Here is a 14,486-nt window from a genome sequence, read left to right as displayed (position 1 = left end):
CCCGGCCGGCCGCGTCCGGCGCCGCTCAGGTGGTCCGCCGCTCGACGAGGGTCGTGGGCAGCGTGAGCTGATGGCGCGGCCCCGCGGGATCGTTGATCTCGTCGAGGAGCAGCCGGGTGATGGCGCGCCCCATCTCCTCGGTCGGCTGGCTGACACTGGTCAGGGGCGGCACCGTATGGCGGGCGACGATCGAGTCGTCGAACCCGATCACCGCCACGTCCTCCGGGACCCGCCGCCCCCGCTCGCGCAGCTCGGTCAGCGCGCCCGCGGCCATGACGTCGGACGCGGCGAACACGGCGTCGAGGTCCGGGCGCCGGTCGAGCAGTTCCGCCATGGCGGCGCGACCGCCCTCCTCGGTGAAGTCGGCGGGCGCGATCAGTGACGCGTCCGGCTCGACCCCCCGCTCGGCATGGGCGTCACGCCACCCCTGGAGACGGCTGTGGCCGACATCCATGTCGAGCGGTCCCGCGATGGTGGCGACGGCGGTCCGTCCCCGGCCGAGGAGATGTCCCACGGCCTGCGCCGCCCCGCCCACATTGTCGGAGTGCACATGGCTCAGTGGCTCGTCCGGTGAGCGCCGCCCCACCAGGACCGTCGGTATCCGGGTCTTCTCCAGGAACGCCGGCAGCGGGTCGTCGCGATGGACCGACACCAGCAGCACCCCGTCGACCCTGCGTGCCTCCACGAACCGGATCAGCCGGTCCAGCTCGCGCTGGTCGCGTACCAGGATCAGCAGCAACTGCATCTCCGTGTCGGCGAGTTCGGTGCTCACACCACGGATGACGGCGGAGAAGTACGGCTCCGCCGCCAGTCGGCTCTCCGACTCGGGGATCACCAGCGCGATGCTGTCGGTCCTGCTGGTGACCAGACTGCGGGCGGCGGGATTCGGTACGTAGTTGAGTTCCGCGATGGCCGCCTCGACGGCGGTGCGGGCCTTCACGCTGACGCCCGGGAGGCCGTTGACGACCCTTGAGACCGTCCCCCTGCCGACGCCCGCCAGCCGGGCCACGGCTTCCAGGGTCGGCCTGCGGGCCGCCCGTTCGGCGCTGCTCATCACGTCTCCTGACTCGTGCTCTCCTGGGGCCGCAGCACGGCGCCCACCAGGAAATTGTGCGGGGTCGCCGGAGAACCGGCGGCCCGGGGGCGGCGCCGCGCCCGTTCGGGCACCGGAACCGCGTCCGGCCCTTGACAGAGCCGGGTGTCAGCGGAGAGTCTTCCACAATCCATGGGAGCGCTCCCAGGGGCGTTCGAACCACTCTGCGGAAGGACCTCTGTGGCCACCTCAGCACCCATCCCCGGGCGCGCCCTGGACCCCGCGGCACCCCTGAGCTTCCCGCCCGGCTTCCTGTGGGGCACCGCGACCGCCGCGTACCAGATCGAGGGCGCCGCCCAGGAGGACGGCCGTACCCCCTCCATCTGGGACGTCTACTCCCGTACCCCGGGCCGGGTACGCAACGGCGACACCGGCGATGTCGCCACCGATCACTACCACCGCTGGCCCGAGGACATCGCGATCATGTCCGACTTGGGTGTCGGGGCGTACCGCTTCTCGGTCTCCTGGCCCCGTGTCCGGCCCACCGGCAGCGGACCCGCGTCCGAGAAGGGCCTCGACTTCTACCGCCGTCTCGCCGACGGACTGCTGGAGAAGGGCATCGAGCCGGTCGTCACCCTCTACCACTGGGATCTGCCGCAGCATCTGGAGGAGGCCGGGGGCTGGCCCGAACGCGACACCGCCCACCGTTTCGCCGAGTACGCGGGGATCGTCGCCGACGCCCTGGGCGACCGGGTGCGGACCTGGACCACGCTCAACGAGCCGTGGTGCAGCGCCTTCCTCGGCTACGGTTCCGGAGTCCACGCCCCGGGCCGTACGGATGCCGCCGACGCCCTGCGGGCGGCGCACCATCTCAATCTCGGCCATGGGCTCGCGGTCCGCGAGCTGCGTGAGCGGCTGCCGGCCGGCGCCAAGGTGTCCGTCACCCTCAATCTGCACCAGGTACGGCCGCTGACCGGGAGCGAGCAGGACAGGGACGCGGTCCGCCGGATCGACGGCGTGGCGAACCGGGTCTTCACCGGCCCCATGCTGACCGGGGCCTATCCGGCCGATGTCATGGCCGACACCGAGGGGATCACCGACTGGTCGTTCGTCCGGGACGGTGACACCGCGCTGATCCATCAGCCGCTCGACTTCCTCGGTGTCAACTACTACTCACCGACCCTGGTCTCCCACCACACAGGCCCCGCCGCACACGGGTCCGACGGCCATGGCGCGAGCAACCACAGCCCCTGGCCCGGCGCCGACCAGGTGGCCTTCCACCAGACTCCCGGCGAGCGGACCGCCATGGGCTGGACGATCGACCCGAGCGGTCTGTACGAACTGCTGACGCGGGTCCGGCAGGACCACCCGGAGCTGCCCGTCATGATCACCGAGAACGGGGCGGCCTTCGACGACTACGCCGCGCCCGACGGCGAGGTCCGTGACCCCGAGCGGATCGCCTATCTCCGGGACCATCTCGCGGCGGTCCACCGGGCCATCGCCTCCGGCGCCGACGTCCGCGGCTACTTCCTCTGGTCGCTGCTCGACAACTTCGAATGGGCGTACGGCTACGGCAAACGCTTCGGCACGGTCCATGTCGACTACCCGACCCAGCGGCGCACGCTCAAGTCCAGCGCCCACTGGTATGCCCGGGTGACCCGTACGAACACGGTGCCGCCACCGGAGTAGCACCCGCGCCGACGGCCGGGCCCGTCGCACCCGGGGGGCCAGGCCCCCCGGCCGCCGGGCCCGCCGTACCGTCCCGCTCCGCGCCGGCACCTCAGCAGATACGCGGCAGCTGCTCACCCAGCGGCATGTCCACCACCCGGGTCCCGCCCAGCCCGGTGGACGCCACCACCATGCCGGGATGGTCCGTCGTACAGGTACCGATCACCACCGCGCCCGCGCCCCGAGGATGCGCGCGCATCGCCGCGAGCACCTTCTCGGCGTGCGCGGGCGGTACGAACGCCACGAGCTTGCCCTCGTTGGCCACATACAGCGGATCGAGGCCGAGGAAGGCACACGCGTTGGCGACCGCGTCCGGTACCGGAAGCGCGCGTTCCCGGAGAGTGACACCCACCCCCGCCGCCGACGCGATCTCATTGAGCGAGGTCGCCAGACCGCCACGGGTCGGATCCCGCAGTACGTGCAGATCGGGGCAGACGTCCAGCATGGCCCGGACGAGCGAGGCCAGCGGCGCCGTGTCGCTCTCGATCTCCACACCGAACTCCAGGCCCTCGCGGACACTCATGACGGCCACGCCGTGCTCACCGATCGCACCGCTCACGATGACCACATCGCCCGGCGCGGCACGCCGGGGCCGGATGTCGACGCCGTCGGGGATCAGCCCGATCCCGGCCGTGTTGATGAACACGCCGTCGCCGTGTCCGGCGTCCACCACCTTGGTGTCGCCCGTGACGACCGTGACCCCCGCCGCGCGGGCGGCGGCGCCCAGCGACTCGGCCACCCTCCCCACCGTGGCGAGTTCGACGCCCTCCTCCAGAATGAAACCGCAGGAGAGATAGGCGGGCGCGGCGCCCATCATGGCCAGGTCGTTGACCGTTCCGTTGACCGCGAGATCGCCGATGCAGCCGCCCGGGAAGAACAGCGGGCGCACGACATACGAGTCGGTGGAGAACGCCAGCCGCACCCCGCCGAGGGTGACCGCCGCGGAGTCGCCCAGTTCCGCGAGGACCTCACCACCGAACGCCGGGGCGAAGAGATGCTCGACGAGTTCGGCGGAGAGCTGACCGCCGCCGCCGTGTCCCATGACGACCTTCCGGTGGTCGCGGAGCGGGGCGGGACAGGTCCATGAGGCGAGGTCCGCCGAGGTGGCGGGCCGTACCCGGGGCCGGACACCGTCCACCTCACGGATCCCGGCCGATGTCGGCTCAGCCAACGGAGGTCACCTCTTCCTGGGGTCCGGCGGTGCCCGCCGGGTCCGGTGCCGCCAGCCTGCGGTACAGGTAGTACGCGGCGCAGGCGCCCTCGCTGGAGACCATGGTGGCGCCGAGCGGATTGCGCGGCGTGCAGAGCGTGCCGAAGGCCGCGCACTCGTGCGGTTTGATCAGCCCCTGGAGCACCTCGCCGCTGCGGCAGGCCGTGGACTCCTGGGTCCGGATGCCGGTCACCGAGAAGCGGTGCTCCGCGTCGTAGGCCCGGTAGGCGGGAGACAGCCGCCAGCCGCTTGCCGGGATCATGCCGATACCGCGCCAGGCGCGGTCGGTGACCTCGAAGACGTCCTCCAGCATGGCCCGCGCGGCCGGACTGCCCTCGGGCCGCACGGCCCGCGGGTAGGCGTTCTCGACGGTGTGCTCGCCGGTCTCCAACTGGCGTACGGCGCGGCGGATGCCCTCCAGGATGTCCAGCGGTTCGAAGCCGGTGACGACGATGGGGACCCGGTGCCGCTCGGCGAGTGCGGGATACTCGCCGGTCCCCATGACCGTACAGACATGGCCGGCGGCCAGGAACGCCTGGACCCGGCACTCGGGCGCGTTCATGATGGCGTCGATCGCCGGGGGGACCCGGACATGGGAGACCAGCAGACTGAAGTTCTCGATGCCGAGTCTCCTGGCCTGATGGACGGTCATCGCGTTCGGCGGGGCCGTCGTCTCGAATCCGATCCCGAAGAAGACCACCTGACGGCCCGGATTCTCCCGGGCGGTCCTGAGCGCGTCGAGCGGCGAGTAGACCACCCGTACGTCCGCTCCCTCGCTCTTGACCTTGAACAGGTCCCGGCCGCTGCCCGGCACCCGGAGCATGTCGCCGAAGGAGCAGAAGATCACATCGGGCCGGGAGGCGATCTCCAGCGCCTGGTCGATGGTCTCCAGCGGGGTCACACAGACCGGACAGCCGGGACCGTGGATGAGTTCGATCTCGTCCGGGAGGAGCTGGTCGATGCCATGGCGGATGATCGAGTGGGTCTGGCCGCCGCAGACCTCCATCAGGGCCCAGGGCCGGGTGACGGTGGCCCGGATGTCGTCGAACAGCCGGGCGGCCAGCTCGGGATCGCTGAACTCGTCGAGATACTTCATCGTCGGTCCTCCTGTGGGGGTTGCGGGGTACGGCGGACGGATTCCCCCGTGCCACCGGGCCGTTCGGTCCCGGCCTCCTTCGCGGCCCGCCCCCACGCGTCCCCGAACTCCTCCTCCAGCACGCCGAGATTCTCGAACAGCCTCAGCGTCCGCTTCGCGGACTCCTCGTCGAGCCGCTGGAGCGCGAAGCCGACATGCACGATCGCGTAGTCGCCGACGTTCATCTCCGGCACGTACTCCAGACAGACGTCCTTGACCACACCGCCGAAGTCGACGTGTGCCATCCGGGTTCCGTCGCGCTCCTCGATGTCCAGCACTCTGCCGGGCACAGCAAGGCACATTGCTTCTCCTCACACCTCGGTCGTTCCGCCGGCCGTCCGGTCCGTCCCGGCCGTCCCGGTCACTCAGCCCGTCCCGACCTCTCCCGGCCCGTCGTGAGCCGGGCGGCGACCATCAACTGGCCCAGCGCCAGCCCGCCGTCGTTCGGTGGCACCCCGCGGTGCCGCAGTACGGTGAATCCGTCACGCTCCAGCCGCTTCGTACAGCCGGCGGTCAGCAGGGCGTTGCAGAACACCCCGCCGCTCAGCGCGACGGTGGTCAGACCCGTACGGTCACGGGCCGCCCGGCACAGATCGCGCACCAGGCCGATCACCGCGCCGTGGAAGCGCGCCGCCACCGCCGGTCCGTCCGCGCCCGCCCGTATGTCGTGCGCCGCCGCGGCCAGGACCGGAGCCGGGTCGGCCACCATCTCCGCGCCGTCGGCCGGACGGCCGGGGACCAGTGCGAACCGGTAGCCGTCGGCCGGTCCCCCGGCCGCCACCGCCGCGTTCTCCAGCTCCATCGCCGCCTGGGCCTCGTACTCCGCGCGGTGGCAGAGCCCGGCGAGCGACGCGACGGCGTCGAAGAGCCGTCCCATGCTGGACGTGGGCACACAGGCGACGCTCCGCTCCAGCAGCCGCTCCAGCAGCCGCCGTTCACCGGGAGCGCACGCGGCGACGCACGGCAGCCCCTCGGACCAGCGCACCCCCGCCGCCCGGAGATGGGAGAGCGCCATGCGGTACGGATTGCGTACGGCGGCGTCACCGCCCGGCAGCGGTACGTACGCCAGCCGGCCGAAGCGCCGGAAGCCGTCGTAGTCCGCGAGCAGCACCTCGCCGCCCCAGACCGCGCCGTCGTCCCCGTACCCCGTACCGTCGAAGGCCACCCCGATCACCGGAGCCGAGCCGTCCAGACCGTGTTCGGCCATCGCGGCGGCGATATGCGCGTGATGGTGCTGTACGCGTCGCACCGGACGGCCCCGGGCGTTCCGCTCGGCCCACTGCCCCGAGCGGTAGCCGGGGTGCCGGTCCGCGATCAGCACCCCGGGCGCCACCGAGGTCAGCTCCGTCAGATGGCCGACGGCCGTTCCGAAGGCGTCGAGGGTGGCGAGGTCGTCCATGTCGCCGACATGGGCCGACAGCCACGCGTAACCGCCCTCCGCGACACAGAACGTGTTCTTCAGGTCCCCGCCGACGGCCAGCGCCGGCACCACGGGAACCGGCAGCGCGATCGGCAGCGGAGCGTAGCCGCGGGACCGGCGTACGGGCAGCTCCTGGCCCGCGCAGATCCGTACCACCGAGTCGTCGCACGGCACCCGCACCGGCCGGTCGTGCGTCAGCCACGCGTCCGCCAGCGCGCCGAGCCGGGTCAGGGCCTCCTCGTCGTCGGTCACGATGGGCTCGCCCGCCCGGTTGCCACTGGTCATCACCAGGACGGGCGGGCCCGCCGGATCGCCGGGCAGACCCAGCAGCAGATGGTGCAGCGGCGTGTACGGCAGCAGCACCCCGAGATCGGGACTGCCGGGCGCCACACCGTCCGCCACGAGGGAGCCGCCGCCCTCACGGCGCCGCAGCAGTACGACGGGCCGGCGCCGGCCCGCGAGCAGCGCGCGTTCGCCGGGACCGACGAACGCGAGCCGCTCGGCCGTCGCCGCCGAAGCGGCCATCACGGCGAACGGTTTCGTGCCCCGGTTCTTGCGGGCGCGCAGCAGCCGTACGGCGGTGGCGTCCGAGGCGTCACAGGCGAGGTGATAGCCGCCGAGTCCCTTCACCGCGACGACCGCTCCGGCGGCCAGCAGCCGACGGGCCCTGGCCAGCGCCTCCTCGCCGGACAGCCGGGGAGCGGAAGCCGCGCCGGGACCTCCCATGATCAGCGAGAGCCGGGGGCCGCAGGCATGACAGGCGACCGGCTGGGCGTGAAAGCGCCGGTCGGCGGGGTCCTCGTACTCACGCGCGCAGTCGGCGCAGAGCGGAAAGCCGGCCATGGTGGTCCGGCTCCGGTCGTACGGCAGTCCGGTGACGACCGTGAAGCGGGGGCCGCAGTGTGTGCAGCAGATGAAGGGATGCCGGTAGCGGCGGTCGGCGGGATCGGCCAGTTCGGCGAGACAGTCCTCACAGGTCGCGATGTCGGGGGAGACCAGGGTGCGCCCCGGTCCGCCGGACGAGGGACGGATGGTGAACCCGCTGCCGCCGACGGCCGGTACGGGCCTGTGCCGTACGGACTCGACGACCGCGAGCGGCGGTGCGCAGGTGGCCAGCCGCTCACAGAACGCCGCCACGTCCTGGCCCGGTCCCTCGATCTCCGTGCTGACGCCCTCGGCGCTGTTGGTGACCCAGCCCGTCAGCCCCAGTTCGGTGGCGAGCGTATAGACGAACGGGCGGAAGCCGACGCCCTGCACCACCCCGCGCACCAGGACATGGCGGCGCTCGCGGGGAGCGGGAGACGTGGTCGGGCCGGTGGTGCGGGTGGTGACGGAGCCGGATCCGCTCATGGCGCCTCTGCCGTGCCGCGTACGGCGGACGGTGCCGGATGGCCGTGCTCGTGGTGGTGCGCGTACCGCTCGTACTGGCGGGCCAGCACCGGACGGTGCCCCGGGGCACCGTCCGCGCGGCCGAGGATGAAGGCCAGCAACTCGTCGACCCCGGCGCCGGTACGGGCCGAGGTCTCCAGCACCGGCACCCCCGGGTTCACCTGCCGCACATTCCGGTGGAACGCCGGCCCGTCGAACTCGACGGCCTCCGCGATGTCCGTCTTGGTGACGACCACGAGATGGGCGAGACCGAACGCCGTGGGGTACTTGAGCGGTTTGTCCTCGCCCTCGGTCACCGAGGCCAGCGCGATCCGCACGGTCTCCCCGATGTCGTAGGAGGCGGGACAGACCAGATTGCCGACGTTCTCCACGAAGAGCACCCGGGTGTTCCGCGGCAGCCACCCGTCGAGATGCCCGCGGAGCATCCCCGCCTCCAGATGACAGAGTCCGTCGGTGAGCACCTGCTTGACGGGAGCCCCCGCCCGCGCCAGCCGCCGGGCGTCGTTCTCGGTGGCCAGATCGGCGGTGATCGCCGCCACCGCGGTACCCGCCGCGACGGCCCGCGAGAGCAGTCCTTCCAGCAGGGCCGTCTTGCCGCTGCCCGGACTGGACAGCAGATTCACCTCGACGGTGCCCTGGGCGGCGAGATACTCGCGCAGCTCCAGGGCATTGGCGTCGTTCTCGGCCAGTACGGCCTGGCGCAGATCAACGACTCGGCACATGGGGGGCCTCCTCGGGCGTACCTCGATCGTCACCGCTGTCCGGGCGGCGCGCATCCGAGGAATCCACGAGGACGACCTCGGCGATCTCCAGCTCCCGGCCCGAGAGCAGCTCGCCCAGGGGCCGCGCGCAGTCGTCGCACCAGAGCAGGGGCGGCATCCCCACCTCGCTCTCCCGGCCGCAGCCGGCGCAGCGGGCCACACCGGGAACGGTGTCCATCTCCAGCCGGGCACCGGCGAGTACGGTGCCCTCGCTCGCCAGGCCGAACGAGAACCGCAGGGCCTCCGGCACCACGCCCGCCAGTTCACCGATCCGCAGCCGCAGCGACGCGACCCGGCCGCCGCCATTGGTACGGACGGCTTCCTCCACCTGGGCGACCACGGCGGTGGCGATGGACAGTTCGTGCACGGCTCTCACCTAGGTCCTGTCCGTCCGGCCGGCCACGGTCGCGCGGGCGGACCACGGCTGGCCGGTGCCGTCGGGCGTGGTTAGCGTGGGGCGGGAGTGAGCCGCACCGTCGCACGGCCACATCAGGAGATCGCAGCCATGACGACGCATGACACCGAACGACGGGCGCTGATGAACCCCGTCATCCTGCTGCTGCTCACCGAGCGGCCCGGACACGGATACGAGCTGACCCAGCGACTGGGTGCCTTCGGCTGGGCCGAGGCGGAGTCCGCGCATGTGTACCGGCTGCTGCGCGGTATGGAGAAGGGCGGCCAGATCTCCTCCCAGTGGCGGGCGTCCGTCTCCGGGCCCGCCCGCCGTGAGTACGAGATCACCCCGGCGGGATCGATGAGCCTGTCGCTCTGGTTCGTCCGCCTGGGCGAACTGCACGGCACGCTCCATCTGTTCCTGGAGCGCTACGCGCAACTGAGCGGTCCCGATCTCGCGGGCGGTGGGGCACGTCCGCTCTCCGGGCCTCCGCTCTCCGGACATCCACCGACGACCGGTACGGCGGGCTCCGTCTGAACGCCGGACGCGGTACCGGCTCACCGGTCCGCTCACCGCTTCACCCACCCCTCCGCGTCCCCGCTCCTGTCGCCCGTACGGCTCACATCCGGCGTATCCGCAGATAGCGGCGCAGGTCCGGGACGGACTTCGCCGTCTCGTACGCCACCCCGGCCACGACCGCCCCGGCGCAGACCCACAGCCAGGTCAGATCCTGCCCCTGGGAGTGGTCCATGCCTTTTCTCGCCCGTATCTCGTGCATCGCGTGAATCACGTTCATCTCCTCCTTCGCCGGGTGTGCCGGTGTTGCCGCCGGGGACCGCGCCCGGTGGCCGCCGTACCAGATCGAGGACCAGTTCCGCCGCGGGTCCCACGGCGGCGGCCACCGGCTCGCTGAGCCCGATGCCCTCCTCGGCGGTGAGCGGCTGGCAGCCGACCACCACGATCCACTCGGGGAGGCTGCCGCCGGCCCCCGCGCGCAGCTCATGGACCAGCCGCAGGACCGACGCCGGGTCCATGCCGTGTCCGTCCAGCCGGGCAGCGACCGGTGCCGGTGCCGATCCCGGGTCGGCGGGGTCGACTTCGAGTACGTGCACGGTGCCCGGGGGAGTCCCGCGGTCCACCGTGTCGACCAGGACGAGCCCGCGGTAGCCGTCGAGGAGCCGGTAGGCCAGATGGACGCCCCGGATACCCGTGTCCATCAGATCGACGTCCGGGGGCAGCCGGCGTCCGGCCAGCCGGCGCAGGGTCTCGACGCCGAAGCCGTCGTCACCGAGGAAGATATTGCCGACCCCGGCGACCAGGGTCCGGCCGTACGAGGGGCGGGCGCCGTCCGAGCCGTCCGAGCCGTCGGGCAGCGGTGCGGACTCCGTGGACTCCATGTCAGTCGCCTCCTTCCGGGGGCGCTTCGTCGAAGGTGGGGTCGGGATCGATCTCGTCCGGGCGGAAGTAGAGGAACCGGCCCTGCTGCCGGCGCAGGTCGGCGCCGGGATCGCCGTCGACGGTGACCGCGATATGCGTCTCGCCGTCCAGGTCCTGGAGCACCGCCTCGACCGTCGCGCCACGGCCCGCCAGAAAGATGTCCTGGGCGTCGGACCTGCGCAGCCCCGGCCGCAGAACGACCCTGCTGCCCGTCCCGACCAGCCGGCCGGCGACGGTCACGGTGTCCTGCCCCGGCAGGTCGTACGTGTCCTGGGCCGGGTCCCACCAGGGCAGCCCCGGGCCGATCGGCAGTTCGAGTCCCGTCGGGGACACGGCCGGTGTCCCCGGACGGGGCGTCTCCGGGGCAGGCGTCCCCGGGACAGCCGTCCCCGGGGGCGGCATCTCCGGGTCGGGTGTACCCGGGGCAGGTGCCGCCGTGTCGGGTGCCGCCGGGCCGGGTGCTGCCGTGTCGGGTGCCGCCGGGCCGGGTGCCGCCGGAGCGGGCTCCTCGCCGGTCACCTCGCGCAGACCTCGGATCGCGCCGTGCAGACGCTCCATCACCTCGGCCGGCATGCTGTCCACCAGGTCGATCACCCCGGCCGCCCGCGGATCCGTCCCGCGTGCCTCCCGCTTCTCCTGCTCGGTGAGCGCGGCGGTCCGCAGCGAGAGGATCTCGTCGATCTCGGTGGCGTCGTAGAGCGGTCCCGGGCTCTCCGCGGCGACCTCGGGATGGTCTCCCAGGATGATGGGCGAGGAGAGCAGGACATCGTCGTGCCCGGCGCCGCCGGCCAGTACGGGCCAGGTGTGCTCATTGCGGCAGATCCGCGCCGCGGGCCGGGCCCACTCCGGCGGGTCCGTCATCGACAGGAACCGCCCGCCGGGCAGCCCCAGCAGCAGATGCGCCCCGATCAGGCTGTGCGGCAGGGCGGCTTCGCGATCGCCGCTCTCCTGTCCTTCCGGCGTCCACTCCGACACATTGCGTACGGTCGCGGTCAGCCGCAGCGCGCCGTACGGGCCCGGCAGCGGTTCGGTGGCCAGTTGGATCTCGCCCGCCAGTGCCCGGCTGCGCCGTACCAGCCGTCCGACGGTCCGGCCGGTGCAGCCGTGGACGTGCACCGGCTCGCGCGTCACCCCGCAGGGGCAGCCGAAGGGCAGCGTCCGCCCCTCTCCGGTGAGCCGGCCGAGCGGTATCCGCAGTTCGACCCGTTCCTCCTTCCCCTCGTCCCAGGGGACCAGGACCCGGTCGGGCAGATCGAGCCGCGCCACCTCGGTCCAGCCGGGGCCGTCCGGCACACGGCGCTCCACCGTGCGGCGGTGCACCTGGAGGAAGCGCAGTTCGACATCGAGACGGTCGGCCCCGCGGGGTTCGAGAAGACACTCCGTACGCTGCTCCGCGTGCTCGCCGTGCGCCTCGGCCCAGGAGGGCGGCGCCAGTACGCCGAACTGCCAGCGCAGCTGGTTCTTCCTGGCCGACGCCCGGTACGGGTAGAGCACGTACCCCTCGAACAGCAGGGCGTCCGCGACCCGGCGGGCCTCCTCGAAGCCCGCCGTCATGACCGGTCTCCCGGGCCGGCGCCGTCGGCGGTGCGCAGCAGCTCCTCGAAGGTCCGCTCCCAGGACGGCAGAGCGCGCTCCGAGCGGAAGCGGCGCAGCGCGTCGAGGCAGTCGTCACGGACGCGGAGCCAGCCGGAGCCGGGGAAGTACTGCTCGATCATGTTCTGCCAGACCTTGACCGGCATCCGGAACGCGGTCTCCTTGTGCCAGGGGACCGGCTCCGCCACAAAGCCCCGGTCACCGGAGAAGACGGTGCCCGAGAACAGCAGGAGCAGCGGTACCTCGCCGTCCGCGAGCGCGCGGAAGTACTTGGCCGAGGCCACCTCCATGTCGTAGGTGCAGGCCACCGGCAGTTCGACCTCGGTGGCGCCGGTGAAGCCGGGCACCGTCGTCGAGGCATGGGCGAACTGGAGCGGCTTCAGGGTGGTGCTCCAGCGCTCCGGCTCGCCGAAGAGATCGCCCAGCATCTCCATCTCGGCCGGTGTGTACCGCCGTTGGAAGGGCTCGATCCGCAGCTGGCAGCGCAGGGCGACCGCGTGGATCCGCGACGCGGGGTCGTCCGCCTCGATCCGCAGCCGGAACAGCAGCGTCGGACCCGTGCCGTACGGTTCCGGCCGTACGTCCGTACAGGTGAACGTGAGATCGGTCATCGGCCCTCCTCCCGTCCGGTCGGTGGCCGGGCCTTCGCCCTGACCCGGGTGAAGAAGTCCGTGAGATCCGCGCGGGCCTCGGCGCCGCCGTCGAATCCCTGCCAGTGCAGCCGCATCCGGCCCACCAGCTCGTAGCAGGCGTCCACGGGCACCAGGTAGCACTCGCCCGCGCCGGTTCCGTCCGCGCCGCGCTCCCGCCGGACCAGCAGCGCCTCCGTGTCGGGCTGGAGCAGAGCCGCCAGCCGGCCGGAGCCGAGGACCTCCCGCCAGGTGGCCGGGTCCAGCTCGCTCTCCGTGGCGCCGGCGGGGCTCGGGTAGAACGCGGCCAGCCGGTCCAGTTCCGAGTTGCGGAAGAAGAACGCCAGCCCCACCGGGATCTGGAGCCGGTTCCAGCTCTCCTCGTCCAGGGTGAAGTCAGGGTCGGAGAGATACCGGTCGGGCACCGCGCGGAAGCGGCCCGCGCCCGCGCCCGGCCGGGTGAAGAGCAGATAGCAGCCCGCGCAGGCGCACATCAGCGAACGTTTCCCGCTGTCCACGAGATGCCGGTGCTCCCCGGTCAGAGGCTCGGCGCACAGCTCGCACCGCTCCTCGGCGCGCGGCGGCCGGCGGGTGAATCCCCGCAGCCCCGGCGGTATGGAGACCGGCAGGGAGGCGGGCCTGGCTGTGGCGGCGGGCGTGGCGGGTGCGGGGGAGACCCCGCCGCCGGAGGCGCCCGGGGCACGGGCGGGGCGGGCGTTCACGGTCCCGCCGCCAGCAGCGTGCCGGGCAGGGCGACCCGTACGGAGCCGTTCTCCTCCAGCAGGGGTACGGGCTCCAGCCGGCCCCGCTCGCCCTGCCCCGCGCCCCGGATGTCGTACTCCGCGGCGCACACCGCACAGCGCAGTCGCCCGCCGTCCACCACCACCGCGCCCTCCAGCCCGCGCGCGCAGACCGGGCAGCGGTCGCGGTAGGCGTAGAGATTGCCGGGCAGCCGGACCAGCAGCAGCGCCGTGCCCGCCACCTCGCACACCCCGGTCCCGCCGTCGGCGGCGGGCGGATCCGGCAGCGGATACCACGCGGCCGGAGCGTTCCCGTTCCCGGCGGTAGTCCCGCCGGACGGCACGGCGGCCCCGGCCGTCGCGTCCGTCATGTCCGGTCTCGTGCCCGGTCCCGTGCCCGGCGTCATGTCCGGCGTGTCCGGTGGCCGGGACATGATCTGGAGGAGTTCCGGCCGCGGCTTCTCCTCCGCCATGCCCTCGACCTCCACACACCCGATCTCGGGCGCGCGGCGCGCCACCGCCTCCTCGATCGTCCAGCGCACGGTCTGGGCGGACGAGGGACAGCCGTCGCAGCTCCCGCGCAGCCGCAGCCTCAGGGTCCGCCCGTCGGTCCCGCCGTCCCCCTCCGGACCGATCCCGGCGATCTCCACATCACCGGCGTGCGAGCCGAGATACGGACGGACCTCGTCCAGCGCCCGCTCCACCCGGGTCAGTGTGTCGTCGGGGTGCAGATCGTGCAGGATCAGCAGCCCGCCGACGAGTTCGTCCCCGCCGAGCAGCGCCAGCGGATCGGCGCCGTCCGGCGGATCGCCCAGCAGCTCGACGATACGGGCCAGGCCCGAACCGTAGAACTCGACGATGCCGCGCACGAGTTCGTCCGCGAGATCGCGGCCCGACGGGCCCACCGATCTGCCCAGCTCGTCGAGGAGCGCGTCGATGTGCTCCCCGGTCCGCTGCTCCTTGGCCGTTGCCGCCATGTCACGGTGCCTTTCTCCGGTGGGGGACCTCGGCCGGGCC

14 protein-coding genes and 1 pseudogene are annotated in these 14,486 nt (G+C 72.7%); 2 read left to right on the top strand and 13 right to left on the bottom strand.

Features of this window, described 5'->3' with window-relative positions; all coding sequences use genetic code 11:
* Positions 1 to 25: 25 nt before the first annotated feature.
* Complete coding sequence (locus tag ACWGDX_RS21085) at positions 26 to 1,054, bottom strand: LacI family DNA-binding transcriptional regulator (RefSeq protein ID WP_453627653.1); 1,029 nt, start codon at positions 1,052 to 1,054, stop codon at positions 26 to 28.
* A 171-nt stretch (positions 1,055 to 1,225) separates the two neighbouring features.
* Between ACWGDX_RS21085 and ACWGDX_RS21080 the strand changes: the two genes are divergently transcribed.
* The gene (locus ACWGDX_RS21080) at positions 1,226 to 2,722 is read left to right on the top strand and encodes a GH1 family beta-glucosidase (protein ID WP_453627651.1); all 1,497 of its coding nucleotides are present in this window, start codon (positions 1,226 to 1,228) and stop codon (positions 2,720 to 2,722) included.
* 91 nt (positions 2,723 to 2,813) lie between these two features.
* Here the strand turns inward: ACWGDX_RS21080 and hypE are convergent, their stop codons facing one another.
* From hypE to ACWGDX_RS21050, 6 genes are all read right to left on the bottom strand, one after another.
* Entirely contained in the window at positions 2,814 to 3,803 is a 990-nt protein-coding gene (hypE, locus tag ACWGDX_RS21075) for a hydrogenase expression/formation protein HypE (RefSeq protein ID WP_453627708.1), read from the bottom strand.
* A gap of 121 nt (positions 3,804 to 3,924) precedes the next feature.
* A complete protein-coding gene (gene hypD, locus ACWGDX_RS21070; RefSeq protein ID WP_453627649.1) occupies positions 3,925 to 5,067 on the bottom strand; it encodes a hydrogenase formation protein HypD in 1,143 nt (380 codons plus the stop codon).
* A complete protein-coding gene (locus ACWGDX_RS21065; RefSeq protein ID WP_453627646.1) occupies positions 5,064 to 5,408 on the bottom strand; it encodes a HypC/HybG/HupF family hydrogenase formation chaperone in 345 nt (114 codons plus the stop codon). Before ACWGDX_RS21065 ends, hypD begins: the two co-directional genes overlap by 4 nt.
* A gap of 59 nt (positions 5,409 to 5,467) precedes the next feature.
* Positions 5,468 to 7,876, bottom strand: coding sequence for a carbamoyltransferase HypF (hypF, locus tag ACWGDX_RS21060; RefSeq protein ID WP_453627644.1), 2,409 nt, complete (start codon positions 7,874 to 7,876; stop codon positions 5,468 to 5,470).
* A complete protein-coding gene (gene hypB, locus ACWGDX_RS21055; protein ID WP_453627642.1) occupies positions 7,873 to 8,637 on the bottom strand; it encodes a hydrogenase nickel incorporation protein HypB in 765 nt (254 codons plus the stop codon). Before hypB ends, hypF begins: the two co-directional genes overlap by 4 nt.
* Positions 8,621 to 9,043 carry a hydrogenase maturation nickel metallochaperone HypA/HybF gene (locus ACWGDX_RS21050; protein ID WP_453627640.1) on the bottom strand — a complete coding sequence of 141 codons (423 nt, stop codon included), beginning with the start codon at positions 9,041 to 9,043 and terminating at the stop codon, positions 8,621 to 8,623. Before ACWGDX_RS21050 ends, hypB begins: the two co-directional genes overlap by 17 nt.
* Positions 9,044 to 9,181: 138 nt before the next feature.
* Between ACWGDX_RS21050 and ACWGDX_RS21045 the strand changes: the two genes are divergently transcribed.
* Entirely contained in the window at positions 9,182 to 9,607 is a 426-nt protein-coding gene (locus tag ACWGDX_RS21045; RefSeq protein WP_453627638.1) for a helix-turn-helix transcriptional regulator, read from the top strand.
* An 82-nt stretch (positions 9,608 to 9,689) separates the two neighbouring features.
* Here the strand turns inward: ACWGDX_RS21045 and ACWGDX_RS21040 are convergent, their stop codons facing one another.
* The 6 genes and pseudogenes from ACWGDX_RS21040 to ACWGDX_RS21015 form a co-directional block, all read right to left on the bottom strand.
* Positions 9,690 to 9,821, bottom strand: a complete 132-nt coding sequence (locus tag ACWGDX_RS21040; protein ID WP_383032820.1) for a DUF6893 family small protein — start codon at positions 9,819 to 9,821, stop codon at positions 9,690 to 9,692.
* A 166-nt stretch (positions 9,822 to 9,987) separates the two neighbouring features.
* Positions 9,988 to 10,467, bottom strand: a pseudogene (locus ACWGDX_RS21035) (hydrogenase maturation protease); the annotation flags it as partial.
* A 1-nt stretch (position 10,468) separates the two neighbouring features.
* A complete protein-coding gene (locus ACWGDX_RS21030; protein WP_453627636.1) occupies positions 10,469 to 12,061 on the bottom strand; it encodes a hypothetical protein in 1,593 nt (530 codons plus the stop codon).
* Complete coding sequence (locus tag ACWGDX_RS21025; protein ID WP_453627633.1) at positions 12,058 to 12,711, bottom strand: DUF6084 family protein; 654 nt, start codon at positions 12,709 to 12,711, stop codon at positions 12,058 to 12,060. The genes ACWGDX_RS21030 and ACWGDX_RS21025 overlap by 4 nt, the downstream gene beginning before the upstream one ends.
* Positions 12,708 to 13,358 carry a DUF5947 family protein gene (locus ACWGDX_RS21020; RefSeq protein WP_453627704.1) on the bottom strand — a complete coding sequence of 217 codons (651 nt, stop codon included), beginning with the start codon at positions 13,356 to 13,358 and terminating at the stop codon, positions 12,708 to 12,710. The genes ACWGDX_RS21025 and ACWGDX_RS21020 overlap by 4 nt, the downstream gene beginning before the upstream one ends.
* An 89-nt stretch (positions 13,359 to 13,447) precedes the next feature.
* Positions 13,448 to 14,446, bottom strand: a complete 999-nt coding sequence (locus tag ACWGDX_RS21015; protein WP_453627631.1) for a NifU family protein — start codon at positions 14,444 to 14,446, stop codon at positions 13,448 to 13,450.
* Positions 14,447 to 14,486 lie beyond the last annotated feature (40 nt).

This window comes from Streptomyces sp. NPDC055025, from assembly GCF_053608565.1.
The sequence above is the reverse complement of the archived record's forward strand: the minus strand, read 5'-3'. Positions and strand labels throughout refer to the sequence as shown.

Bases quoted from the DNA above. Each gene is read 5' to 3' on its own strand.
- ACWGDX_RS21085 (WP_453627653.1), bottom strand. From the start codon at position 1,054: ATGAGCAGCGCCGAACGGGCGGCCCGCAGGCCGACCCTGGAAGCCGTG.
- ACWGDX_RS21080 (WP_453627651.1), top strand. From the start codon at position 1,226: ATGGGAGCGCTCCCAGGGGCGTTCGAACCACTCTGCGGAAGGACCTCT.
- hypE (WP_453627708.1), bottom strand. From the start codon at position 3,803: ATGGGACACGGCGGCGGCGGTCAGCTCTCCGCCGAACTCGTCGAGCAT.
- hypD (WP_453627649.1), bottom strand. From the start codon at position 5,067: ATGAAGTATCTCGACGAGTTCAGCGATCCCGAGCTGGCCGCCCGGCTG.
- ACWGDX_RS21065 (WP_453627646.1), bottom strand. From the start codon at position 5,408: ATGTGCCTTGCTGTGCCCGGCAGAGTGCTGGACATCGAGGAGCGCGAC.
- hypF (WP_453627644.1), bottom strand. From the start codon at position 7,876: ATGAGCGGATCCGGCTCCGTCACCACCCGCACCACCGGCCCGACCACG.
- hypB (WP_453627642.1), bottom strand. From the start codon at position 8,637: ATGTGCCGAGTCGTTGATCTGCGCCAGGCCGTACTGGCCGAGAACGAC.
- ACWGDX_RS21045 (WP_453627638.1), top strand. From the start codon at position 9,182: ATGACGACGCATGACACCGAACGACGGGCGCTGATGAACCCCGTCATC.
- ACWGDX_RS21040 (WP_383032820.1), bottom strand. From the start codon at position 9,821: ATGGACCACTCCCAGGGGCAGGATCTGACCTGGCTGTGGGTCTGCGCC.
- ACWGDX_RS21030 (WP_453627636.1), bottom strand. From the start codon at position 12,061: ATGACGGCGGGCTTCGAGGAGGCCCGCCGGGTCGCGGACGCCCTGCTG.
- ACWGDX_RS21025 (WP_453627633.1), bottom strand. From the start codon at position 12,711: ATGACCGATCTCACGTTCACCTGTACGGACGTACGGCCGGAACCGTAC.
- ACWGDX_RS21015 (WP_453627631.1), bottom strand. From the start codon at position 14,446: ATGGCGGCAACGGCCAAGGAGCAGCGGACCGGGGAGCACATCGACGCG.